Here is a 20,196-nt window from a genome sequence, read left to right as displayed (position 1 = left end):
CCAGGTCGGCGCCCATCGCCGCGGCGGCGTGTCCGTCCATGTCCGCAGTGGCGTAGCGCCGGCTCCGGCGCGCCCTGAGGCCGCCGGTTTCCTGCGGGCGCGGGTGCTCGCCCGCGCGGGAGTCTGCCGGCCGCCCGTGGGCCGGCGGGCCCGTACCGTGGGGCACGGCCTCCGGGCCGGCGGTGACCGCGCGTCGGTGTGCGCCCGGTGCGGGTGCGGCGCCGCGGAGCGGAGTGCTCAGACCTCGCGCCGGAGGACGTACACGCCCCAGCTCAGCGCGCCCGCCAGCAGCACCCCGCCGGCCGCCACCGCGGTCGCGTTCCCGCCGCCCAGCGAACCGCCTTCGCCCGCGTGCGCGCCGCCGCCCGGGCGGCGGTCCACGGTGACGCCCGTCTCCCAGTCCGCGCCGTCGGGGCAGGCGCCGTCGATGCCCCAGGTGGACTTCCGGCCCACGGTGTCCGGGCCGCCTCCGGCGAGGTGCCGGGCGGAGACGATCCGGGCGGTGCCGGTGTAGGCGGGCCCGGCGCCGGTGTCGTCCTTGGTGGGCGTCAGCTGCAGGGTGGCCTCGCCGTGCCGGAAGACCTGGGAGTAGGCCTTGATCGATCTGGGCGGTCTCTTCCGTCCCGGCAGCGGGTCGCAGGAGACGGAAACCGTGACCGTGGCGCCGGGCGTCACCCGGCGTGGGGCGACCTCGGCGGTGGGCTCGGCGAAGGCGGCGGGGGCCGCCGCGCCGAGCAGGCAGAGGGCGCCCGCGAAGGACGCGGCCGGCAGACGCGCATCACGCATCTCGTACTCTCCCGCTTCCCGGGGCGCAGCCGCGGCCTCCGCAGCCGCGTGACCGAACACCTACGCTCCGTCACCGGCGACGCTAGGTGCCGTCGGGGGGCGCGGCAAGGCAAGGGCCCCCGTCCGGGCTGCCACGCCGGGGGACGGCGCGCAGCCGTGGCGTGGCGCGCGGCGGCTGTGGCGGGCTGTGGCGGGCTGTGGTGGCGCTGCTCCGCGGGGCGGGGAACCTCAGTTGAGCCGGGCGCGGGCCGCCCGTGCCTCCCGGCGCGCCGCCTCCGCGGTGCTGGGCTGCATGCCGGCCATCGCCTCAGCGTACTCCTCCAGGCTCCGGGCGCCGCGCAGGAAGTCCCCGCGCTCGACGAGGAGCTGAGCCCGCTCGAGCCGCAGGTGCACCGGGTGGTGGGGGAGCAGCAGGGACAACTCCAGGGCCCAGAGCTGCACGCCGGAGTGCTCGGGGCGGGGCGCCGCCCAGCTCCGGATGTTGTTCAGGACGCGCAGCACGGTGCTGAGCGGGTCGGCGGGCCGCAGCAACGGCGCGGACACCTCCGCCCGCCGGCCGGTCGCACCCGCGACCAGCACCTCCGCGTCACCCGGCGCGAGCAGCCGGCCGCCGCCGAAGGGGTCGGCGAGCACCTGCTCCCCGGCCGGGTCGCCGAAACCCACCACGTAGTGGCCGGGCAGCGCCACCCCGTGCACCGGGCCCCCGGCGCGGCGAGCGACCTCCGTCCACACCACCGAGAGCAGGATCGGCAGTCCCCGGCGGCGTTCCAGCACGCAGGGCAGCAGCGAGGACTCCAGGCGCCGGTAGTCGGCCGCGGTGCCGTGGAAGCCGCACCGTTCGCCGAGCAGCTCGCGCACCGCCTCGGCCCACTCGCGGGCGCCGCGCAGCCCGGCGGGGAGCATCCCGGCCAGCCGGTCGAGCTCGATCTGGGCCTCGTCGATGCGCCGTTCGCCGCCGGACGGGTCCGCCTCGGCAGCGATGAGCAGGCACAGCAGCGCCAGATCGGGCCGCTCCTCGGCCGCCGCCGCGCGGAACCTCTCCCGGTTGCTGCTCGTCATCCCGTCCGCTCCCTCGGCACGTCCTCGGATCCGTTCCGGCCGGCTGCCGGTGCTCCTCCCGGTGCTGCTCCGGTCCACCGGCCGGATACGCGCGCCCGTGCCGCGCGGGCTCCGCCGGGACGCGGCCGCCGGGGTCCGCGGCCGCCGCTCCGCTAGCGCTGTGGCGCCGTGCGGTAGTGGTACGTGTGATGGTCGGCGAAGCCGAGTCCCGCGTACAGGGCGCGTGCCTCCGTATTCCCCGTCTCCACCTGGAGATACGCCGCCGAGGCGCCCTCGGCCAGCGCCTGCCGCGCCAGCTCGGCCAGGACGGCGGTGGCGAGACCGCGCCGCCGCTGCGCGGGGGGCACCTCGACGGCGGCGAAGCCGGCCCAGCGGCCGTCCACCACGCAGCGGCCGATGGCGGCCGGCGGGCCACCGGCCGCGCCGGGCACGGTCGCGAACCACACCGAGGGCCCGCCGCCGAGCACCCGGGAGGCCGTCTCGTCGTGGGCGCCGGCGGCCCGCCCGTAGGCCCGCAGCCAGGCGTCGCCGGGCTCCCGGTTCAGCCGCACCCGCTCGTCCGGGGCGCGGTCGGCGAGCGGGGCGAGGGCGCCGGTGCAGAACACCGTGTGCTTCCCGGCCGTCCAGCCGCGCCGGTCCAGCTCGGCGACGAGCTCCGCGTCGTCCCCGGCGTAGCCGGTGCTCACCTGGAACACGGCGGGGAGGTCGCGGGCCGCGTACCAGGCGGTGACCCGCTCCAGGGCCGCACCGGCCGGTATCCCGGGCCCGCCCAGGACCAGCACCGAGTTCGCGCGCGAGGTGAAGCCGCGGGAGGCGCGGAGCGTCCACTCCCCGAGCCGCTCGGTCTCCAGCGGGGGCCAGCCGCGGGCCGCGACCCGCTGGAGCTCCCGGGCGCCGGCCGCCGGCCCGCCGCGCCGCCGGGCGGGTGCCGCCGGAACCACCTTGGCCGCGACCACCGCGGACTCCCGCAGCGCGACGACCTGCCCGTCGCGACGCGTGATCCGCAGCACACCCCCGGTCCACGAGGTGAGCACCCCGACCGTGTCGGTGAACCGCGGCGTGGTCTCCCCGGTGCCCGTCAGGGACCGTACGGAGACGCGTCTGCCCAGGTCAGCGGCTGTGATGCGGACCTCGAGCCGTCCGCCCGTAGTGAATTCCACTGCTCTACCCGCCCCTCCTGTTCGTCTCATGCCCGGGAACGGAGATACTAGGGGTGGGCATCGACGACGCCGCGCTCCCGCGCGCCCCGCGGCGGACCGTTCCCGGGTCCGTCCGCCTTACCGAGGAGGAACGACAGCGTGACCTACGTCATCGCGGAGCCTTGTGTCGACCTGAAGGACAAGGCCTGCATCGAGGAGTGCCCCGTCGACTGCATCTACGAGGGCCAGCGGTCCTTGTACATCCACCCGGACGAATGCGTCGACTGCGGGGCCTGTGAACCGGTCTGCCCGGTCGAGGCGATCTTCTACGAGGACGACACTCCCGAGGAGTGGAAGGACTACTACAAGGCGAACGTCGAGTTCTTCGACGAGCTCGGCTCGCCGGGCGGCGCCTCCAAGCTCGGCCTGATCGAGCGCGACCACCCGCTGATCGCGGCGCTCCCGCCGCAGAGCCACGACGAGTGACCCTGCCGCCCCGGCGCTGACCCCGGTCCCGTACGGCCCGCTCCGTGCGGGACCGGGGTGTTTTCCCCTCCGTCCAGAGAGCGAGACCCCCCGTGCGTGCCGCCCCGAACCCGGCCTCCGGCCCCGCCCCGCACCCCGCCGCGCCCCCCGCCTCTCCGGGAGGGCCCGTCTCCGGCCGGCTGCCCGTCTTCCCGTGGGACCGGCTCGAGCCGTTCAAGGAGGCCGCGGCCGCGCACCCCGACGGGATCGTGGACCTGTCCGTCGGCACCCCCGTCGACCCGGTGCCCGAGCCGGTCCGGCAGGCCCTCGCCGACGCGGCGGACAGCCCCGGCTATCCCACCGTGTGGGGAACGGCCGCACTGCGCGCGGCGATCACCGGCTGGTGCGAGCGGCGGCTGGGCGCGCGGGGGCTCACGGACCGCCACGTGCTGCCGGTGGTCGGCTCCAAGGAGCTGGTCGCCTGGCTGCCGACCCAGCTCGGCCTGGGCGCAGCCGACCGGGTGGCGTACCCGCGGCTGGCCTACCCGACGTACGAGGTGGGCGCCCGGCTGGCCGGCGCGGAGCCGGTCGTGCACGACGGCGTCCGCACGCTGGACCCGGCGGGTCTGCGGTTGCTGTGGCTGAACTCGCCGTCCAACCCCACCGGCCGGGTGCTGTCCGCTGCGGAGCTGCGCGAGACGGTCTCCTGGGCCCGGGAGCACGGGGTGCTGCTGGTCAGCGACGAGTGCTATCTGGAGCTGGGCTGGGAGACGGACCCGGTCTCGGTGCTCCACCCGGAGGTGTGCGGCGGCTCGTACGAGGGCGTGGTGGCCGTGCACTCGCTCTCCAAGCGCTCCAACCTGGCGGGCTACCGCGCCGCCTTCGCGGTGGGCGACCCGGCGGTGCTGGGCGAGCTGCTGCAGATCCGCAAGCACGGCGGGATGATGGTGCCGGCGCCGGTGCAGGCCGCGACGGTGGCGGCGCTGGGCGACGACACGCATGTGGCGGCTCAGCGGGAGCGCTACGGGGCGCGGCGGCGTGCGCTGCGCGACGCGCTGGAGAGGGCCGGCTTCCGCATCGAGCACAGCGAGGCGTCGCTCTACCTGTGGGCCACCCGGGACGAGTCCTGCTGGGAGACGGTGGAGGCGTTGTCGCAGCGCGGTCTCCTGGTCGCGCCGGGCGACTTCTACGGCACGGCGGGGGAGCGGTTCGTGCGGGTGGCCTTCACGGCCACGGACGAGCGGGTGGCCGCCGCGGTGCGGCGGCTCGCCGGCTGAGCGTCCGCGCGCCGGGAGCGGCCTCGCCGCCGCCCGCCGGTACGCCGAGGGGCCCGGACGTCGTGCGCCGACGACGCCGGGCCCCCTCCGGCCCGGGGGTCAGAGCAGGGTGCCGGGCGTGAGGTTGTTGCCCACGTTGTCGACGGTGGGCAGGCCGTCGAGCGGCACGTCGGCGGAGGCGCCCTGGGTCCCCTGAGCCGCCTCGCTCAGCACGCCGGTCGCGGTCTTGGTCGCGTCGTGCCCGGCCTGCCCGGCCACCGGCGCGGCGGCCTCGGTCAGCGGCTGCACCGCCTCACCGGAGCCCGGGAGGCTGTTCTCCACGGCGCTGTTGCCGGCCTCGCCGGTGAGCGCCGTGCCCGTGTGGGCGGTCTCGCCCACGGTGTCGCTGAGGCCGGCGGTGTCCACGTTGCTCAGGCCGCCCAGGTCGGACGTCTGGGCCACCGCGTCGGCGGCGCTCGCGGAACCGGCCGCACCGACGACCGAGGCGGCGCCCGCCGCGGTCAGCAGGGCGGCCTTGGCGATCCGGCGGGTGAGGGGGAGGGACATGGTGCTCCTTCGGCGGAGAGATGCTGCTTCGGAAGTGACCGCCGGAGCCGGACTGCGCGGCCCCGCCGGACGCAGTGCCTATCGCACGGAAGCGGGCTGAGGTTGCGGCCGCGACAGGTAAAGGATTGGTAACGCGCGGCGTTATCCGTATCGGATGAAAAGGGGAATAGGGCGCGCGTCGCTGCCGGGGGAGAAACGTCACACCGCCCGTCCCGCAGGGGTGTTGGGCCGGCGCCCCGGTGCGCGGGCACGGCCGGGGCGCCCGTCCACCCGTCACCCGTCGCCTCCCCCCTCCGGGTGATGCTGCGAGGGAGGTGCGCGGTGCCGGTGCGGTCCCGCGGTGTGCCGCTCGGGAGGCGTGGGAGGCCCTACGAGCCGGTGGCGAGCCGGAGTTCGACGGCGGACCCGGTGCCGTTGGCGCCGTCCGGACCCGCGGTGCGCCAGCCCTCCTCGCTGCGCGCCGCGCTCCACACCCGCCCGCCGTAGGCGATCTCCGCGATCCGCAGATACGGCGCCTGCGCCAGGGCCCAGTGCGCCAGCTCCCAGCCGCGCCGCTCGGAGGCGGCCGGCACCAGCACGGCGGAGGACGGCTTGCCCCGGCCCCCGCCGGTCACCTGGGGGGCGTCCTCGCCCCCGAGCACGTCCGGCCCGAACTCCCGCCGCAGCTTCTCCCGTACGGCTGCCGGGTCGCCCGCCTCGACGGGCGTGCCGCCGGGGCCCGTGGTGCAGTTGAGCGCGGCGGGACGTCGGCCGGTCAGCGCCGCGGTGAGCAGCGAGGCGTTCGCCTCGTGCTTGGCGTACGCCTGCGGGAAGCCGCTGCGCTGCACCTTCTGCGCCGCCACCGTGAGCGGCAGCCGGGAGTACCCCGGGACCTCGACCAGGTGGTCGTAGAACTTCCCCGCGGCGTACACCGGGTCGAGGATCTGCCGCTCCGTCCCCCAGCCCTGCGAGGGCCGTTGCTGGAAGAGGCCGAGCGAGTCCCGGTCGCCGTGGTCGATGTTCCGCAGCGCGGACTCCTGCATCGCCGTGGCCAGGGCTATGGTGACGGCTCGCTCCGGCAGCCTGCGGGAGGAGGCCACGGCCTCGATCGTCGCCGCGTTCGCGGCCTGCTCCGGCTGAACCTGGTAGCCGGCGTGACCGGTGTCGCCCTCGCGGCCGTCTCCGGACCGCACGGTGCAGCGGGCGGGCCCCGAGCCGGAGGTGGCGTACTGCGTCACCAGGTAGCCCGCCACGCCGAGCAGCACAGCGAACGCCGCGAGCAGGCGTGCGCCCCTGCGGCGCCGCCGGGGCGGTGCCGCAGGCGTGCCGCCGGGGCGCGCCGCGCGGCGCGAAGCCACCGGGGAGCCCTGCGCGGAGGCCGCGGAAGCCGAGGACGCCGAGGACGCCGAGGACGCCGAGGACATCGAGGACGCTGACACGCGCACCAAGGTACCGGGGCGCGGGCCGTAGGGTGGTCCCATGTCGCCCGAACCACTCGACCTGGGGCAGGACGCCGCACGGCTCACCGCGCAGCTCGTCGACCTCCCGTCCGTCAGCGGCGCGGAGCAGCCGCTCGCCGACGCCGTGGAGGCCGCGCTCCGCGGCCTGCCGCACCTCGCCGTGGACCGCCACGGCAACAACGTGGTGGCCCGCACCCGCCTGGGGCGCGCCGAGCGGGTGGTGCTCGCCGGGCACCTGGACACCGTTCCGGTGGCGGACAACCTGCCGTCCCGGCTGGACGGCGACGGGATGCTCTGGGGCTGCGGCACCAGCGACATGAAGGCCGGCGTGGCCGTGCAGCTCCGTCTCGCCGCCACCGTGCCGGCGCCCAACCGCGACCTGACCTTCGTGTTCTACGACAACGAGGAGGTCGACGCACACCTCAACGGCCTCGGCCGGGTCGCCGAGGCCCACCCGGACTGGCTGGCGGGCGACTTCGCGGTCCTGCTGGAGCCCTCCGGCGGGCAGGTCGAGGGCGGCTGCCAGGGCACCCTGCGGGTGCGGCTGCACACCACCGGGCAGCGCGCGCACTCGGCCCGGAGCTGGAAGGGGGAGAACGCCATCCACGCCGCGCAGCCGGTGCTGGCCAGGCTGGCCGCGTACACCCCGCGACGGGTGCCGATCGACGGGCTGGAGTACCGCGAGGGCCTGAACGCCGTGCGCATCGAGGGCGGCGTGGCCGGCAACGTGATCCCGGACGCCTGCACGGTCACCGTGAACTACCGCTATGCGCCCGACCGGGACCCGGAGGCCGCGCTGGCCCACGTCCGGGAGGTCTTCGCGGACTGCGGCGTCGCCGGGTTCACCGTCGAGGACAGCTCGCCCGGGGCCCTGCCGGGCCTCTCGCACCCCGCCGCGGCGGCGTTCGTCGCGGCGGTGGGCGGCGCGCCGCGGCCCAAGTACGGCTGGACGGACGTGTCCCGGTTCAGCGCCCTCGGCGTCCCCGCGGTCAACTACGGGCCGGGCGATCCGGACCTCGCGCACAAGCGGGACGAGCGGGTGGACACCGCCCTGGTGCGGCAGTGCGAGGAGCGGCTGCGCGCCTGGCTGACCGGCTGAGCCGGCGGCGCCCGGAGGGCGCCCCGCGCACCGGCGCTCCTCCGCGCCCACCCCGGAAATGACCTTGTCCGTCCCCTCCGGGTGCGTACGCTGAGGGGACCATCACGGAAGGCCGCCGTCGGAGGGAGCACGAGGATGGGCAGCCCCGAGCAGCAGCGGGACCCGCAGGAGCAGCGGCTGGGCCCGGTGGTCCGCCGTCGCGGGCAGGTGCAGCCCGGCACCACCGACCAGCGGCTGCTGGACACCACCGGCCCCTCCGACTTCATCCACAAGGACCCGTGGCGGGTCATGCGGATCCAGTCGGAGTTCGTCGAGGGCTTCGGTGCGCTCGCCGAACTCGGACCGGCGGTGAGCGTGTTCGGGTCGGCCCGGATCCCGCTGGACTCCCCCGGGTACGAGACCGGCGAGCGGCTCGGCCGGGGGCTGGTGGAGGCCGGTTTCGCGGTGATCACCGGCGGCGGCCCGGGCGCCATGGAGGCGGCCAACAAGGGCGCGCTGGAGGCCGGCGGCACCTCGGTCGGGCTGGGCATCGAGCTGCCCTTCGAGCAGGGGCTGAACCCGTACGTCGACATCGGGGTCAACTTCCGCTACTTCTTCGTGCGCAAGACGATGTTCGTGAAGTACGCCCAGGGCTTTGTGGTGCTGCCCGGCGGCTTCGGCACGCTGGACGAGCTCTTCGAGGCGCTCACCCTGGTCCAGACCCGCAAGGTCACCCGCTTCCCCATCGTGCTCTTCGGCTCGGAGTACTGGCAGGGGCTGGTGGACTGGGTCCGGCACGCGGTCGTCGGCACCGGCAAGGCGTCGTCGCACGACCTGGACCTGCTGCACCTCACGGACGACGTGGACGAGGCGGTCGCCCTGATGAGCAAGGAGGCCGGGACGGACGGCGGGCCGGGCGGCTCCGTCCGGGGGTGACCGTCCGCGGCGGGCGACGGTGCCCGGCCGAGGGGGCGACGGCCGGCAGGAGCCGAGGGTGCGGGAGGGCCGGGGCCGCCCCGCGGTCGCCGGGCCGCCGACGGGACGGCACCGGTGCTGCCACCGCCTCGGGCGCCTGCCCGAGGCGGGCCCGTGCTCAGGCGAGGCCGCGGCGGGCCACGGCCGGCGGGCGGTGGCCCCGGATCGAGGCCACCATGTCCAGCACCTGGCGGGTCTCCGCCACCTCGTGCACCCGGTAGACCCGGGCCCCGAGCCAGGCCGAGACGGCGGTGGTCGCCAGCGTGCCGAGCAGCCGCTCCTTCACCGGCCGGTCCAGCGTCTCCCCGACGAAGTCCTTGTGGGAGAGCGAGACGAGCACCGGCCAGCCCGTCGCGGCCATCTCGTCCAGCCGCCGGGTCGCCTCCAGCGAGTGCCGGGTGGACTTGCCGAAGTCGTGCCCCGGGTCGATCAGGATGCCGTCCCGGCGCACGCCGAGCCCCGCCGCGCGCTCCGCGAGCCCGGTGGTGACCCGCAGGATGTCGGTCATCACCCCGTCCTCGTACGCCACCCGGCGCGGCAGGGTGCGCGGCCGCGCCCCGCCCGCATGCGTGCACACCAGCCCGGCGCCGTGCCGCGCGGCCACCTCGGCCAGCCGGGGGTCGACGCCGCCCCAGGCGTCGTTGAGCAGGTCGGCGCCGGCCTCGCAGACCGCCTCGCCGACCTCGTGCCGCCAGGTGTCGACGCTGATCACCACGTCCGGGTGGCGGCGCCGCACCTCGGCCACGAAGCCCGCCGTACGCCGCACCTCCTCCGCGACGGTGACCTCCTCGCCCGGCCCGGCCTTCACGCCCCCGATGTCCACGATCGCGGCGCCCTCGGCCACCACCTGCTCCACCCGGGCCAGCGCCGCCTCGTCCCGGAAGGTGGCGCCCCGGTCGTAGAAGGAGTCCGGCGTCCGGTTCACGATCGCCATGATCACCGGCTGGTCCTCGCCGAACTCGCGTGTCCCCAGGCGCAGCATGTCGCTCACTTTCGTCTCCGGGTGCCTCTCCCGATCACCGGGACCCACCGCAGGTCACCGCGCGTGCACCCACCGGTGTCCCCGCCGCCCCGACCCTAACCGTCGGTGGCCCGTGGCACGATCGGAGACCACAGGCAGCCTGCCGGCGTCGGCGGCGGGCTGCGGAGACCGCGCGCTCCGGCGCGCTCGGACGGACCCCGGGAGACGGCCGTGTTCTGGTTCTTGCTCATCTCGCTGGTCGTGGTGGTCGCCGCGGTCACGCTCGTCGTGCTGGGCAGCGGCGACCGCGAGGGACGCGGTCGCACCGCGCACGGCGGGCTCACCGACCCGCTGCCGGACCGGCTGGAGGAGCCGCTGCCGGCGGACCGCCCGGCGGGCCGCGCCGACGTGGACGCGCTGCGGCTGCCGATGGCCGCCCGCGGCTACCGCATGCGGGAGGTGGACGACGTGCTGGACCGGCTGGGTGCCGAACTGGCCGAGCGTGACGCGCGCATCGCCGAGCTGGAGTCCGCGCTGGCCGGGGCCCGGGCGGCGGAGCCCGGCGGCGGGGCCCCGGCCGGAGGCCCGCGGCCCGGCGGGAGCGGGGAGTGGACCGATGAGCGTTGAGGGCGAGGCCGCGGCGGGTCCGGACGGCAGGCCGCGCTGCCCCTGGGGGCTGTCCGCCGGGCACGCCGAGGACCTGGTCGCGTACCACGACACCGAGTGGGGCCACCCGGTGCACGGCGACGACGCGCTGTACGAGCGGCTGTGCCTGGAGGCGTTCCAGTCCGGGCTGTCCTGGCTGACGATCCTGCGCCGCCGGGAGGGCTTCCGCGCCGCGTTCGCGGACTTCCGGATCGCCGAGGTCGCGCGCTTCACCGAGGAGGACGAGCTGCGGCTGCTCGCCGACCCGGGGATCATCCGGAACCGCGCGAAGATCCGTGCAGCGATCGCCAACGCCCGGGTCGCCGCCGGGTGGGAGCCGGGCGAACTCGACCGGCTCGTCTGGTCCCACGCCCCGGAGGCGGACGGGCGCCCGGCGCCGCGCACCCTCGCGGACGTCCCGGCCGTCACCCCGGAGTCCACCGCGCTGGCCCGGGAGCTGAAGCGGCGCGGCCTCCGCTTCGTCGGGCCCACCACCGCGTACGCGCTCATGCAGGCCTGCGGCCTGGTCAACGACCACCTGGCCGGCTGTGCGTTCCGGGACCCCGGCGCGCCGGGCGGCCGCCCGGCGGATGCGCCCGGCGGGCCGTTCGCCGCTCAGCGCCCGACGTAGCGGGGCGTCTCCTTGCGCACGAAAGCCTCCACGGCGATGCGGTGGTCCTCGGAGGCACCGGCGCGGAGCTGGAGCTCGCCCTCCTTGTCCAGGGTCTCGGCCAGCGAGTGGGAGGCCCCGTAGTCCAGCGACTCCTTGATCGCGGCATACGCCGCGGTCGGGCCCTCGGCGAGCCGGCGGGCCGTCTCCCGGGCCTCCTCGGCGAGCCGGTCGGCCGGCACCACCCGGTCGGCCAGGCCCAGCTCCAGCGCCTCCTCGGCCTTGACGCTGCGCGGGAAGAGCAGCAGGTTCTTCGCCCGGGCCGGGCCGACCAGCCGGGGCAGTGACCAGGACATGCCGGAGTCGGCGGTGAGCGCGATCCCGGCGAAGGCGGTGTTGTAGGCCGCGGAGTCGGCCAGGATGCGGTGGTCGGCGGCGAAGGCGAAGCCCGCCCCGGCGCCCGCGGCCACGCCGTTGACCGCGGCCACCACCGGCTTGGGCATGGTGGCGATCGCCAGGGTGATCGGGTTGTAGTGCTCCCGCACCGTGGTCAGGGCGCCGCCGCCCTGCTGCTGCAGCTCGCCGATGTGCTCCTTCAGGTCCTGCCCCACGCAGAACGCCCGGCCGTTGCCGGTGAGCAGCACGGCCCGTACGGCGGGGTCGTCCGCCGCCCGGTGCAGGGCGTCCCGCAGCGCGTTCTTGGTCGCCTCGTCGAGCGCGTTCATCGCGTCGGGGCGGTTGAGGGTGATCGTCGCGAGTCCCTCGGTCACGTCGTGGAGCACGGTGTCGGCCATGCAGCACAGCATGGACCAGATGTCCGGGAGCCGGAAGGCGGCACCCGGGCTCCGGATTCCCCTCCGGTGTGACCTGCGTCAAACGCGCCCGGGGCGGGAACGGGGGAAATCCACGGCGGGAAAGAGCCGGATCCCCGGATTGGGTGGATTTGCGCCTGTGCGTTGCCGAAGGGATGCAGGCACTTGTTGGTCATCGGGTCCCGGCATGCGGGATAATGGAAGGCAAGCAATGTGTTCGATGCCGGTGACACCTGAGTTGTCGGCTGCGGTGAGCTGGTTTCAGGAAGGGATACGAGCATGGCGGCCATGAAGCCGCGGACGGGCGACGGCCCGCTCGAGGTGACCAAGGAGGGGCGGGGCATCGTCATGCGCGTTCCGCTCGAAGGCGGTGGACGACTCGTCGTCGAGCTGACCCCGGACGAGGCGATCGCGCTCGAGGAGGAGCTGAAGAAGGTCTGCGCCTGACGCAGTCCGCTGCGGCCTGCCCCGGGGTGCCCCGCACCCCGGGGCGTCGTCGTTCCGGTCCGTTCCCCGGTGAGCTCTTCCGGTACGGCCTTCCCGTGCGGCCTTCCGGAACGCCCTCGTCCCGGGGTCCGGCCGGTGCTCCGGGTGCGGCGGGTCAGGCGCGCTTCACCGCGCAGAGCAGCCCGTCGCCGACCGGCAGCAGCGAGGGCACCAGCGTCGTGTTCTCACGCACGGTGCGCAGCAGCTCACGCAATCCCCGCACCTCGGCGCGCTGGGCCGCCGAGTCGACGGTGCGCCCGTCCGCGAAGACCCCCTCGAAGCAGACCAGCCCGCCCACCCGCAGCAGCCGCAACGATTCGCCGAGGTAGTCCGGGTACTCCAGCCGGTCGCCGTCGCAGAAGACCATGTCGTAGCCGCCGTCGGCCAGCCGGGGCAGCACCTCCAGGGCGTGGCCCGGGATGAAGCGGGCGCGGTTCCCGGCGAAGCCGGCCGTGCGGAAGGCCTGCCGGGCGAAGCTCTGCCGCTCCGGCTCGATGTCGACCGTGGTCAGCACGCCGTCCGGGCGCATTCCGCACAGCAGGTGGATGCCGGAGACGCCGGTGCCGGTGCCGATCTCGGCGACGGCCTTCGCCTCCGTCGTCGCGGCGAGCAGCCGGAGGGCGGCGCCGGTACCGGAGGACACCGGGCGCAGCCCTGCCTCCCGGGCCCGCTCGCGGGCCTGGTGCAGCGCTGCGCTCTCGGCGTTCTCGACGAGCTCCGCGCCGTACGCGTCGGCGAACGCCCAGCTCGTCTGCCGGTTGCCGGTAATGGCCCTCTCCTGTCCCCGTGGTCGACGCAACGGTGACTGTATCCGCTGCCCCGGGAACCTGCTGATGGGACCGGGCGTTGACGGGAGGGACGGACAGACGGCAGGCGTGAGCAATGCAGGTCAAAAATGCTTATCCGGAGCTAACGGGCGAGGTGGCTATGGTAGGGGCTCCACTGGACACCACCAGAGCCGACAGGGGAGGTGCGGCTGCGCACGGCCGGGGAGTGCTGCGGCGCTTCCTCCGGCCCGCAAGCGAGCCGAAATCCGTGACCGACACCGCTGACCGCGTCCACACCGCCGACACCACCGCGACCGCCACCTTCGACACCGAGGCGGATGCCCAGGCGTGGACCCCTCCGTCCTGGGAGGAGATCGTCAGCACGCACAGCGCACGGGTCTACCGCCTCGCCTACCGCCTCACGGGGAACCAGCACGACGCCGAGGACCTGACCCAGGAGGTGTTCGTCCGGGTCTTCCGCTCGCTGTCGACGTACACCCCGGGCACCTTCGAGGGCTGGCTGCACCGCATCACGACCAACCTCTTCCTGGACACCGTCCGCCGCAAGCAGCGCATCCGCTTCGACGCGCTGGCCGACGACGCGGCGGAGCGGCTGCCCAGCCGCGAGCCCACCCCGCAGCAGCACTTCAACGACACCCACTTCGACGCCGACGTGCAGCAGGCGCTGGACACCCTGGCGCCGGAGTTCCGTGCCGCGGTGGTGCTCTGCGACATCGAGGGCCTGTCCTACGAGGAGATCGCGGCCACGCTGGGCGTCAAGCTGGGCACCGTGCGCAGCCGCATCCACCGTGGCCGGTCGCACCTGCGCAAGGCGCTGCGGCACCGCTCGCCCGCCGCGCGCGCCGAGCAGCGCGCGCTGACCGCCGCCGTGCCCGGCGGCGGGAGCGCGGCCGAGGAGGTCGGTGGAGTGTGAGCGGTACGGAGGAGCGCCTCACGCCCGTGGAGCAGCACCTCGGCGACCGGCTGGCGGCGCTGGTGGACGGCGAGCTGAGCCACGACGCGCGGGAGCGGGTGCTGGCCCATCTGGCGACCTGCCGGAGCTGCAAGGCCGAGGCCGACGCGCAGCGCCGGCTGAAGAACGTCTTCGCGGACACCGCCCCGCCGCCACCGTCCGACGGGCTCCTCGCCCGGTTGCAGGGGCTTCCCGCCGGAGCCGGGCCGCCGTCCGCGGACGGGCCCGGCGATCCGCCGGCCGGAGGCGGCCTCGGGCGCCGCGGCGCGCCGTCCGCCCTGCGCCCCGGCGGCTCCGGGCGGTCCGCCTTCCGGCTCGACCAGCTCCCCGCGGGGCGTGGCGTGAGTGCGCTGACGCCCGACGGCGGCTTCCGCATACACCGGGCGCCCGACGCGGAGAGGCCGGCCTCCCGCGGGCGCAGATTCGCCTTCGTGGCGGCGAGCGCTTTCTCCCTGGCGGCGCTCGCCCTGGGCGGCGCGGTCAACGCCGGCTCGCTGAGCGGTTCCGCCGTCGCCGGCGGTGAGCGGGGCTCCTCCACCGCGTCTGCCGGCAGCGGCGCCTCCGCGGCCGGCGAGCGGGAGGCCCGGCGGCGCCCGGCGGGCAGCCGTGCGGGCGGCAGCACCCGCGGCCTGGCGGCCCCGACCGCACAGGCCACCACGTCGGCGGGCAGCCGGTCCTCGCTGTCCACCCAGGCGGGGAGGGGCACGGGTGTGCAGACCTCCGCGGAGCCGGGCAGCGAGCCGCTGCTGATCGGTGGCTCCGCCTTCACCCCGTCGCTGATACGCCAGTCGGCGCTGCCACGTCTGGTCCCGCCGGAGAAGCGTTTGCCCCTGGGCGCGATCCCCGGCCGGGTACCGGCCGAGACCTCGCCGCCGGTCGAGCCCGTCCCGGCCCCCACCCCCGCGGTCTCGGCGGCCGGCCCGCTGCCGTGACGCCGGGCGGCGCGGACACCGGGCTCGCTGGGCGGCCGGCGCCGGACCCTGGTTGAATCCTCTGCGACGCGCGGAGAACGATGGGGTGAGCATGGACGAGGGGAAGTCCGCGAAGAGCACCGGGCCCAAGCCGAAGCGGTGGGGCCGCCCGCGTCGGGCGGCGGCCGCGGACCCGCACCCGGAGGCCCCGGCCGGGAACGGCCCGGCCGATCCGGCCTTCCCGGCCGCGGAGCAGGCCGCGGAGCCCCCGCAGCGGGCCCTGCCCGGGGAGAACGACCCCGAGGCCGCGGCCGGCGCGGAGGAGCCCGGCCCCGGCCGGTCCGCCCCGGAGGCCGGGGGCACCGGACGGGCGCCCGGGGAGGGCGCCGGGACGCAGGGCTCCCCACCGGGCGCCGCCCGGGACGCCTCCGTGCCCCTGCATGCCGAGGACCCCTATCGGACGCCGCCGTACGGGGGGCCGGGGCCGTGGGCGCCCGCCCCGCCCGTACAGCTTCCGGGCACCACCCCGCCGCACGGCACGCCGGGCCCGGGCGCCCCGGCCGACCCTCCCTACCCGGTCCACGGCGCCCCCGGCCCCGGCACCCCGGCGCATGGCACCTCAGCGGGCGCCCCGGAGCCCCGGCCCGCGTCCGCCGCCCTCTCGGCGCCGCCTCCGGGAACGCCCCCCGCGGGCCCGCCCTCCGGGCCCTGGCAGCGCTACGACCCCTGGGCCGCTCCGCTCCCGGCCGCCTCCGGCCCGCAGCAGCCCGCCCCGCGCGGCGGGCCGCGCCGCCTGCGGCTCCTCAGCGGGGCCCTGCTGCTGGCGCTGGTGGCGGGTCTGGCCGGCGGCGCCGTCGGCGCGTACGCCGAGCGGAACGGCGGCTTCACCACCGTGGAACTCCCGCAGGCCCCCGCGGAGCAGAGCGGCAAGCGGGCCCCCGGCAGCGTCGCGGGCATCGCCGAGACGGCCCTGCCCGGTGTGGTCACGCTGCGGGTGGCCGGGCTCGGCGGTCGCGGCACCGGTACCGGCTTCGTGCTGGACGACCGCGGGCACATCCTGACCAACCACCATGTCGTCGAGTCCGCCGCCGAGGGCGGCACGGTGCAGGTGACCTTCCACAGCGGGCAGACCGTCGACGCCCAGGTCGTCGGCGGCGACAGCGGCTACGACCTCGCCGTGGTCCGGGTCGACGGCGTCTCCGGGCTGCACCCGCTGCCACTGGGCAACTCCGACTCCGTACGGGTGGGCGACCCGGTCATCGCGATCGGCGCGCCGTACGACCTGGAGGGCACCGTCACCACCGGCATCATCAGCGCCAAGGAGCGCCCGATCACGGCAGGCGGAGAGGGCGCGGGGAGCGACGTCAGCTATGTCGACGCGCTGCAGACGGACGCCTCGATCAACCCCGGGAACTCCGGCGGCCCGCTCGTCGACGCCCGGGGCCGGGTCATCGGCATCAACAGCGCCATCCGGTCCGCCGACGGCGGCTCCGGCCTCCCCGGCGGTCAGGGCGGCAGCATCGGTCTCGGCTTCGCCATCCCGGTGAACCAGGCCAAGCGGGTCGCCGAGGAGCTGATCAACACCGGCCGGGCGACCCACCCGGTCATCGGCGTCACCCTCGACCTGGCGTACGCCGGGGACGGCGCCCGGGTGGTGGCGGCGGGCGGCGGCAGCGTTCCGGTCACGCCCGGCGGGCCGGGCGACCGGGCGGGCATCGAGCCGGGGGACGTCATCACGGAGGTCGGCGGCGAGCCGGTGCACAGCGCCGAGGAGCTCATCGTGCGGATCCGCAGCCGGCGGCCCGGGGACGCGCTGCAGCTGACCGTCGAGCGGGACGGCGCGGAGCGGGCCGTGCGGCTCGTCCTCGGCTCCTCCGGCGACGGATGACGGCCCGGCGGCGGCCGCGCGCACCCGCGGGACGGCGGGACGGAGGGCTGCGGCGAGGGCTCCTCGGCGGCCCTCGCCGGTGTACCGTGATGCGGGCCGAGGACGTTACTGAGGGAGCTGCACGGTGTTCTTCGACATAGGACCCCTCGAGATGGTGGCGCTCGTCATCCTCGCCGTTCTGGTCTTCGGGCCGGAGAAGCTGCCGAAGGTGATCCAGGACACGGCGCGCTTCGTGCGGAAGGTGCGGGCCTTCTCGGACAGCGCACGGGACGACATCCGGTCGGAGCTGGGGCCGGAGTTCAAGGACTTCGAGTTCGAGGACCTCAACCCGCGGAACTTCGCCCGCAAGCACCTCCTGGACGACGACGAGCTGGGGATCAAGGAGATCCAGAGCAGCTTCGACCTGCGTAAGGACCTGGCGGAGGTCACCGACGCGGTGAACGGCAAGGAGCCCGGCAGCCGCGGTTCCGGTGGCTCGGGCGGTGGCTCCGGAGCCACCGGGGGCACGGCCTCCGGCGCCGGGACGAGCGCGCCGGTGGACCTCGACAAGGGCGGCTCCGGCCAGGGCCCGCGCCGTGAGCCCCCGCCGTTCGACGCGGACGCGACGTGAGTCCGGCGACCGCCGCCGGGGGGCCGTCCGGGGCGGTGTGACGCCCGTCATGCCCGACACGGCCGTTCCGGGTGGCTATCCTCCCTGTGTCCGGGGTCGGGCCGTCCGAGGGGGGCGGGCCGCCCACACGCAGGGCAACGAGGAGGCGTCGCACACATGGAGACGACGAGTCGGGTAGGGCCGCAGGGAGCGCCCGGCGGTACACCGGCCGGCCACGAGGCTCCCGACGGTACGCCGTCCGGGAGACGGGTGGTGGACGGCTATCTGCTGGCGGCCTTCCCCTGGTACGGCCTCGACGAGGCCTTCACCGGTCCGCGCTGGCTGATGCAGGTCGGCACGGCCGCGGACGGGACGGTGGAGCACGGCTCGACCGGGCACGGCGACGAGCCGTCGCTCAAGGTGGAGGCGCACCCGGAGAGCCAGCGCTTCGTGGTGGTGGTCACCGTGGCCAGCCGTCCGGTGCGGCAGAGCGCGGACGGCACCGGCGTGCTGGAGGCCACCTCGGTCTCCACGGCCGCCTGGCTGGCCGGTTCGGGCCTGCTCTCCTGCACCTGGCCCACCGAGATGGAGCGCGCGCTCCGGCAGGACTGGCTGGACCAGCAGACCGCGACCGCCTGGGACCTGGCGGACACGCTGGACGGTCCGGGCTGGTCCGGGCTCTCCCTGCCCGTCGACGGGGTGCCGACGGACTTCCACTACCGGGAGTCGGAGTACGGCTGGGTGCTCGCCGGGTCCGCCCGGGACGGCGTGCACATCGGCGCGTACGGGCGCGGGATGAGCGCCTACGGGCTGGGCTTCTCGGTGATCAAGGACATCACCGCCTACGCGCACTGAGCCCGGACACGCCGGAGGGGCCGCTCCGCGCTGGGAGAGGCCCCTCGACGACCGTGCGTCCGGAGATGTGTCCGGAGCGCCCGCGGCCGCCGTCCGGGGCCGCGGAGGACGCTCAGAACTTGTTGCTCGGCGTGAGGCCCAGGGACATGCCCGAGAGGCCGCGCTGCCGCCCGCCGAGCTTGCCGGCCACGGACCGCAGGGCGGCGCCCGCGGGGGAGTCCGGGTCGGTCAGCACCACCGGCTTGCCGTCGTCGCCGCTCTCGCGCAGCCGGACGTCGATGGGGACGGCGCCGAGCACCGGAACCTGGGCCCCCGTGGTCTTCGTCAGGCCCTCGGCGACGCGCTCACCGCCGCCGGTGCCGAAGACGTCCACCATCTCGTCGCAGTGCGGGCAGGGCATCCCGGACATGTTCTCGACGACCCCGACGATCTTCTGGTGGGTCTGCACCGCGATGGACCCGGCCCGCTCGGCGACCTCGGCGGCCGCCTGCTGCGGCGTGGTGACGACCAGGATCTCGGCGTTCGGCACGAGCTGCGCGACCGAGATCGCGATGTCGCCGGTGCCGGGCGGCAGGTCCAGCAGCAGGACGTCCAGATCGCCCCAGTACACGTCGGCGAGGAACTGCTGCAGCGCCCGGTGCAGCATCGGGCCGCGCCACACCACGGGCGCGTTGCCCGGCGTGAACATGCCGATGGAGATCACCTTCACGCCGCTCGCCGACGGCGGCATGATCATGTCCTCGACCTGCGTCGGCCGGGCGTCGCCGGTGCCCAGCATGCGTGGGACCGAGTGCCCGTAGATGTCGGCGTCCACCACGCCGACCTTGAGGCCGTCGGCCGCCATCGCCGCCGCGACGTTGACCGTCACCGAGGACTTGCCGACGCCGCCCTTGCCGGACGCCACGCAGTAGACCCGGGTCAGCGAACCCGGCTGGGCGAACGGCACCTCGCGTTCGGCCTGGCCGCCGCGCAGCGAGTCCCGGAGCTGCCGGCGCTGCTCGTCGCTCATCACGTCCAGCTCGACGCTGACGCCGGTGACGCCCTCCACCCGTTCGACGGCCTCGGTGACGTTCGCCGTGATCGTCTCGCGCAGCGGACAGCCGGATACCGTCAGATAGACCCCGACCGCGACCGCGCCGTCCGGCGCGATGTCGATGGATTTGACCATCCCCAGGTCGGTGATCGGCCGGTGGATCTCCGGGTCGTTCACCGTGGCGAGGGCGGCGCGGACCGCCTCTTCCGTGGGGGTGCTGTACGAGTCGGTAGCCATGCGGAAATGGTACGGCCGACGGGCGGTGGTCCGAAGCGGGCGGGTCCGCGTCGTTGGTCACGCCCCCGCCGGCCCCGGTCCCCGGCGGCCCCCGCCGTCCCCCCGCTCCCGCCGTTCTCCCGCGCCGTGCCGCTCCCGGCCGCCGTCCTCGCCGCCCTCCGGACCCGGGGTCTCCGGCAGCTCCCGGATCTCCCGCAGCTCCGCGAGCAGCTCCTCCAGCTCGGAGCGGATCCAGTCCCGGGTGGCGACCTCCCCCAGGCCCATCCGCAGCGAGGCGACCTCCCGGGTCAGGAACTCGGTGTCCGCGATGGTGCGCTCGTTCTGCCTCCGGTCCTGCTCCAGATTGACCCGGTCCCGGTCGTCCTGCCGGTTCTGCGCGAGCAGGATCAGCGGGGCGGCGTACGACGCCTGGAGGGAGAGCATCAGGGTCAGGAAGATGAACGGGTACTCGTCGAACCGCAGGACCGGCGGCGCCAGGACGTTCCAGAGGAGCCACACCGCCACCACGCCCGTCATCCAGACGATGAACCGGCCGGTGCCGAGGAAGCGGGCGATCTTCTCCGAGAGCCGCCCGAAGGCGTCGGGGTCGTACTCCGGGAAGAGGCTGCGGCGCGGCTCCCGCGGCACGTCCAGCCGCATCCGCGTGGCGGCGGCGCCGCGCAGCC

At 75.7% G+C, this 20,196-nt stretch carries 23 protein-coding genes; 13 read left to right on the top strand and 10 right to left on the bottom strand.

The genetic code is table 11. The features are described from left to right. Positions 1–237 precede the first annotated feature (237 nt). The 3 genes from HOY81_RS21295 to HOY81_RS21285 all read right to left on the bottom strand — a co-directional run bounded on the left by HOY81_RS21295 (position 238) and on the right by HOY81_RS21285 (position 3,005). The gene (locus tag HOY81_RS21295) at positions 238–786 is read right to left on the bottom strand and encodes a hypothetical protein (RefSeq protein ID WP_237322090.1); all 549 of its coding nucleotides are present in this window, start codon (positions 784–786) and stop codon (positions 238–240) included. Between the two features lie 228 nt (positions 787–1,014). Next, complete coding sequence (locus HOY81_RS21290) at positions 1,015–1,845, bottom strand: transglutaminase-like domain-containing protein (protein WP_237322089.1); 831 nt, start codon at positions 1,843–1,845, stop codon at positions 1,015–1,017. A 152-nt stretch (positions 1,846–1,997) separates the two neighbouring features. Further along, positions 1,998–3,005, bottom strand: a complete 1,008-nt coding sequence (locus tag HOY81_RS21285; RefSeq protein ID WP_237322088.1) for a GNAT family N-acetyltransferase — start codon at positions 3,003–3,005, stop codon at positions 1,998–2,000. A gap of 138 nt (positions 3,006–3,143) precedes the next feature. Between HOY81_RS21285 and fdxA the strand changes: the two genes are divergently transcribed. Both fdxA and dapC read left to right on the top strand, forming a co-directional pair. Then, the gene (gene fdxA / locus HOY81_RS21280) at positions 3,144–3,470 is read left to right on the top strand and encodes a ferredoxin (protein ID WP_237322087.1); all 327 of its coding nucleotides are present in this window, start codon (positions 3,144–3,146) and stop codon (positions 3,468–3,470) included. 179 nt (positions 3,471–3,649) lie between these two features. After that, the gene (dapC, locus tag HOY81_RS21275; protein WP_237322095.1) at positions 3,650–4,726 is read left to right on the top strand and encodes a succinyldiaminopimelate transaminase; all 1,077 of its coding nucleotides are present in this window, start codon (positions 3,650–3,652) and stop codon (positions 4,724–4,726) included. 99 nt (positions 4,727–4,825) lie between these two features. On the opposite strand, the gene HOY81_RS21270 is transcribed toward dapC, so the two are convergent. Next, positions 4,826–5,272 (bottom strand): ATP-binding protein, encoded by a 447-nt coding sequence (locus tag HOY81_RS21270; protein ID WP_237322086.1) that lies wholly within the window; start codon positions 5,270–5,272, stop codon positions 4,826–4,828. Positions 5,273–5,640: 368 nt separating this feature from the next. Next, the gene (locus HOY81_RS21265) at positions 5,641–6,513 is read right to left on the bottom strand and encodes a hypothetical protein (RefSeq protein WP_237322094.1); all 873 of its coding nucleotides are present in this window, start codon (positions 6,511–6,513) and stop codon (positions 5,641–5,643) included. A 61-nt stretch (positions 6,514–6,574) separates the two neighbouring features. On the opposite strand from HOY81_RS21265, the gene HOY81_RS21260 reads away from it, so the two are divergent. The 3 genes from HOY81_RS21260 to HOY81_RS21250 all read left to right on the top strand — a co-directional run bounded on the left by HOY81_RS21260 (position 6,575) and on the right by HOY81_RS21250 (position 8,725). Further along, a complete protein-coding gene (locus tag HOY81_RS21260; RefSeq protein ID WP_237322085.1) occupies positions 6,575–6,721 on the top strand; it encodes a hypothetical protein in 147 nt (48 codons plus the stop codon). A 9-nt stretch (positions 6,722–6,730) separates the two neighbouring features. After that, entirely contained in the window at positions 6,731–7,810 is a 1,080-nt protein-coding gene (gene dapE, locus HOY81_RS21255; protein ID WP_237322084.1) for a succinyl-diaminopimelate desuccinylase, read from the top strand. 135 nt (positions 7,811–7,945) lie between these two features. Further along, complete coding sequence (locus HOY81_RS21250; protein ID WP_237322083.1) at positions 7,946–8,725, top strand: TIGR00730 family Rossman fold protein; 780 nt, start codon at positions 7,946–7,948, stop codon at positions 8,723–8,725. 157 nt (positions 8,726–8,882) lie between these two features. Here the strand turns inward: HOY81_RS21250 and folP are convergent, their stop codons facing one another. After that, positions 8,883–9,746 (bottom strand): dihydropteroate synthase, encoded by an 864-nt coding sequence (gene folP, locus HOY81_RS21245; protein ID WP_237322093.1) that lies wholly within the window; start codon positions 9,744–9,746, stop codon positions 8,883–8,885. A 210-nt stretch (positions 9,747–9,956) separates the two neighbouring features. Between folP and HOY81_RS21240 the strand changes: the two genes are divergently transcribed. Continuing rightward, on the top strand, positions 9,957–10,352 hold the full coding sequence (locus tag HOY81_RS21240) for a DivIVA domain-containing protein (RefSeq protein WP_237322082.1): 396 nt from the start codon (positions 9,957–9,959) through the stop codon (positions 10,350–10,352). Continuing rightward, positions 10,342–11,001, top strand: a complete 660-nt coding sequence (locus tag HOY81_RS21235) for a DNA-3-methyladenine glycosylase I (protein WP_237322081.1) — start codon at positions 10,342–10,344, stop codon at positions 10,999–11,001. The genes HOY81_RS21240 and HOY81_RS21235 overlap by 11 nt, the downstream gene beginning before the upstream one ends. Here HOY81_RS21235 and HOY81_RS21230 read toward each other — a convergent pair. Beyond that, positions 10,986–11,774, bottom strand: coding sequence for an enoyl-CoA hydratase-related protein (locus HOY81_RS21230; RefSeq protein WP_237322080.1), 789 nt, complete (start codon positions 11,772–11,774; stop codon positions 10,986–10,988). The genes HOY81_RS21235 and HOY81_RS21230 overlap by 16 nt on opposite strands. Positions 11,775–12,071: 297 nt before the next feature. Between HOY81_RS21230 and HOY81_RS21225 the strand changes: the two genes are divergently transcribed. Then, entirely contained in the window at positions 12,072–12,239 is a 168-nt protein-coding gene (locus tag HOY81_RS21225; RefSeq protein ID WP_237322079.1) for a DUF3117 domain-containing protein, read from the top strand. Positions 12,240–12,393: 154 nt separating this feature from the next. Here HOY81_RS21225 and HOY81_RS21220 read toward each other — a convergent pair whose 3' ends face one another. Beyond that, a complete protein-coding gene (locus HOY81_RS21220) occupies positions 12,394–13,077 on the bottom strand; it encodes an O-methyltransferase (protein ID WP_237322078.1) in 684 nt (227 codons plus the stop codon). 128 nt (positions 13,078–13,205) lie between these two features. Between HOY81_RS21220 and sigE the strand changes: the two genes are divergently transcribed. The 5 genes from sigE to HOY81_RS21195 all read left to right on the top strand — a co-directional run bounded on the left by sigE (position 13,206) and on the right by HOY81_RS21195 (position 18,261). Further along, complete coding sequence (sigE, locus tag HOY81_RS21215) at positions 13,206–13,979, top strand: RNA polymerase sigma factor SigE (RefSeq protein WP_237322077.1); 774 nt, start codon at positions 13,206–13,208, stop codon at positions 13,977–13,979. Beyond that, on the top strand, positions 13,976–14,950 hold the full coding sequence (locus tag HOY81_RS21210) for an anti-sigma factor (protein ID WP_237322076.1): 975 nt from the start codon (positions 13,976–13,978) through the stop codon (positions 14,948–14,950). Before sigE ends, HOY81_RS21210 begins: the two co-directional genes overlap by 4 nt. A gap of 91 nt (positions 14,951–15,041) precedes the next feature. After that, complete coding sequence (locus HOY81_RS21205) at positions 15,042–16,817, top strand: trypsin-like peptidase domain-containing protein (RefSeq protein ID WP_237322075.1); 1,776 nt, start codon at positions 15,042–15,044, stop codon at positions 16,815–16,817. A gap of 124 nt (positions 16,818–16,941) precedes the next feature. Continuing rightward, positions 16,942–17,427 (top strand): sec-independent translocase, encoded by a 486-nt coding sequence (locus tag HOY81_RS21200; protein WP_237322074.1) that lies wholly within the window; start codon positions 16,942–16,944, stop codon positions 17,425–17,427. A gap of 156 nt (positions 17,428–17,583) precedes the next feature. Next, positions 17,584–18,261, top strand: a complete 678-nt coding sequence (locus tag HOY81_RS21195; protein ID WP_237322073.1) for a hypothetical protein — start codon at positions 17,584–17,586, stop codon at positions 18,259–18,261. Positions 18,262–18,373: 112 nt separating this feature from the next. On the opposite strand, the gene HOY81_RS21190 is transcribed toward HOY81_RS21195, so the two are convergent. Together HOY81_RS21190 and HOY81_RS21185 are read right to left on the bottom strand one after the other, a co-directional pair. Then, positions 18,374–19,531 carry an Mrp/NBP35 family ATP-binding protein gene (locus HOY81_RS21190; protein WP_237322072.1) on the bottom strand — a complete coding sequence of 386 codons (1,158 nt, stop codon included), beginning with the start codon at positions 19,529–19,531 and terminating at the stop codon, positions 18,374–18,376. 57 nt (positions 19,532–19,588) lie between these two features. After that, positions 19,589–20,170, bottom strand: coding sequence for a DUF1003 domain-containing protein (locus HOY81_RS21185; RefSeq protein ID WP_237322092.1), 582 nt, complete (start codon positions 20,168–20,170; stop codon positions 19,589–19,591). Between the last annotated feature and the right edge of the window lie 26 nt (positions 20,171–20,196).

The sequence above is a fragment of the Streptomyces sp. JJ36 genome (genome assembly GCF_021696945.1).
GTDB lineage: Bacteria > Actinomycetota > Actinomycetes > Streptomycetales > Streptomycetaceae > Streptomyces.
Note: the sequence above shows the minus strand (reverse complement) of the source record. Positions and strands in the feature narration are given on the sequence as shown.

What these genes read in the sequence shown, in the direction of transcription:
- HOY81_RS21290 (WP_237322089.1), bottom strand. Translation starts at nt 1,845, where the DNA reads ATGACGAGCAGCAACCGGGAGAGGTTCCGCGCGGCGGCGGCCGAGGAG.
- HOY81_RS21250 (WP_237322083.1), top strand. Translation starts at nt 7,946, where the DNA reads ATGGGCAGCCCCGAGCAGCAGCGGGACCCGCAGGAGCAGCGGCTGGGC.
- sigE (WP_237322077.1), top strand. Translation starts at nt 13,206, where the DNA reads ATGGTAGGGGCTCCACTGGACACCACCAGAGCCGACAGGGGAGGTGCG.
- HOY81_RS21235 (WP_237322081.1), top strand. Translation starts at nt 10,342, where the DNA reads ATGAGCGTTGAGGGCGAGGCCGCGGCGGGTCCGGACGGCAGGCCGCGC.
- folP (WP_237322093.1), bottom strand. Translation starts at nt 9,746, where the DNA reads ATGCTGCGCCTGGGGACACGCGAGTTCGGCGAGGACCAGCCGGTGATC.
- dapE (WP_237322084.1), top strand. Translation starts at nt 6,731, where the DNA reads ATGTCGCCCGAACCACTCGACCTGGGGCAGGACGCCGCACGGCTCACC.
- HOY81_RS21195 (WP_237322073.1), top strand. Translation starts at nt 17,584, where the DNA reads ATGGAGACGACGAGTCGGGTAGGGCCGCAGGGAGCGCCCGGCGGTACA.
- HOY81_RS21190 (WP_237322072.1), bottom strand. Translation starts at nt 19,531, where the DNA reads ATGGCTACCGACTCGTACAGCACCCCCACGGAAGAGGCGGTCCGCGCC.
- HOY81_RS21230 (WP_237322080.1), bottom strand. Translation starts at nt 11,774, where the DNA reads ATGGCCGACACCGTGCTCCACGACGTGACCGAGGGACTCGCGACGATC.
- HOY81_RS21225 (WP_237322079.1), top strand. Translation starts at nt 12,072, where the DNA reads ATGGCGGCCATGAAGCCGCGGACGGGCGACGGCCCGCTCGAGGTGACC.
- HOY81_RS21270 (WP_237322086.1), bottom strand. Translation starts at nt 5,272, where the DNA reads ATGTCCCTCCCCCTCACCCGCCGGATCGCCAAGGCCGCCCTGCTGACC.
- HOY81_RS21295 (WP_237322090.1), bottom strand. Translation starts at nt 786, where the DNA reads ATGCGTGATGCGCGTCTGCCGGCCGCGTCCTTCGCGGGCGCCCTCTGC.
- HOY81_RS21205 (WP_237322075.1), top strand. Translation starts at nt 15,042, where the DNA reads ATGGACGAGGGGAAGTCCGCGAAGAGCACCGGGCCCAAGCCGAAGCGG.
- HOY81_RS21185 (WP_237322092.1), bottom strand. Translation starts at nt 20,170, where the DNA reads ATGCGGCTGGACGTGCCGCGGGAGCCGCGCCGCAGCCTCTTCCCGGAG.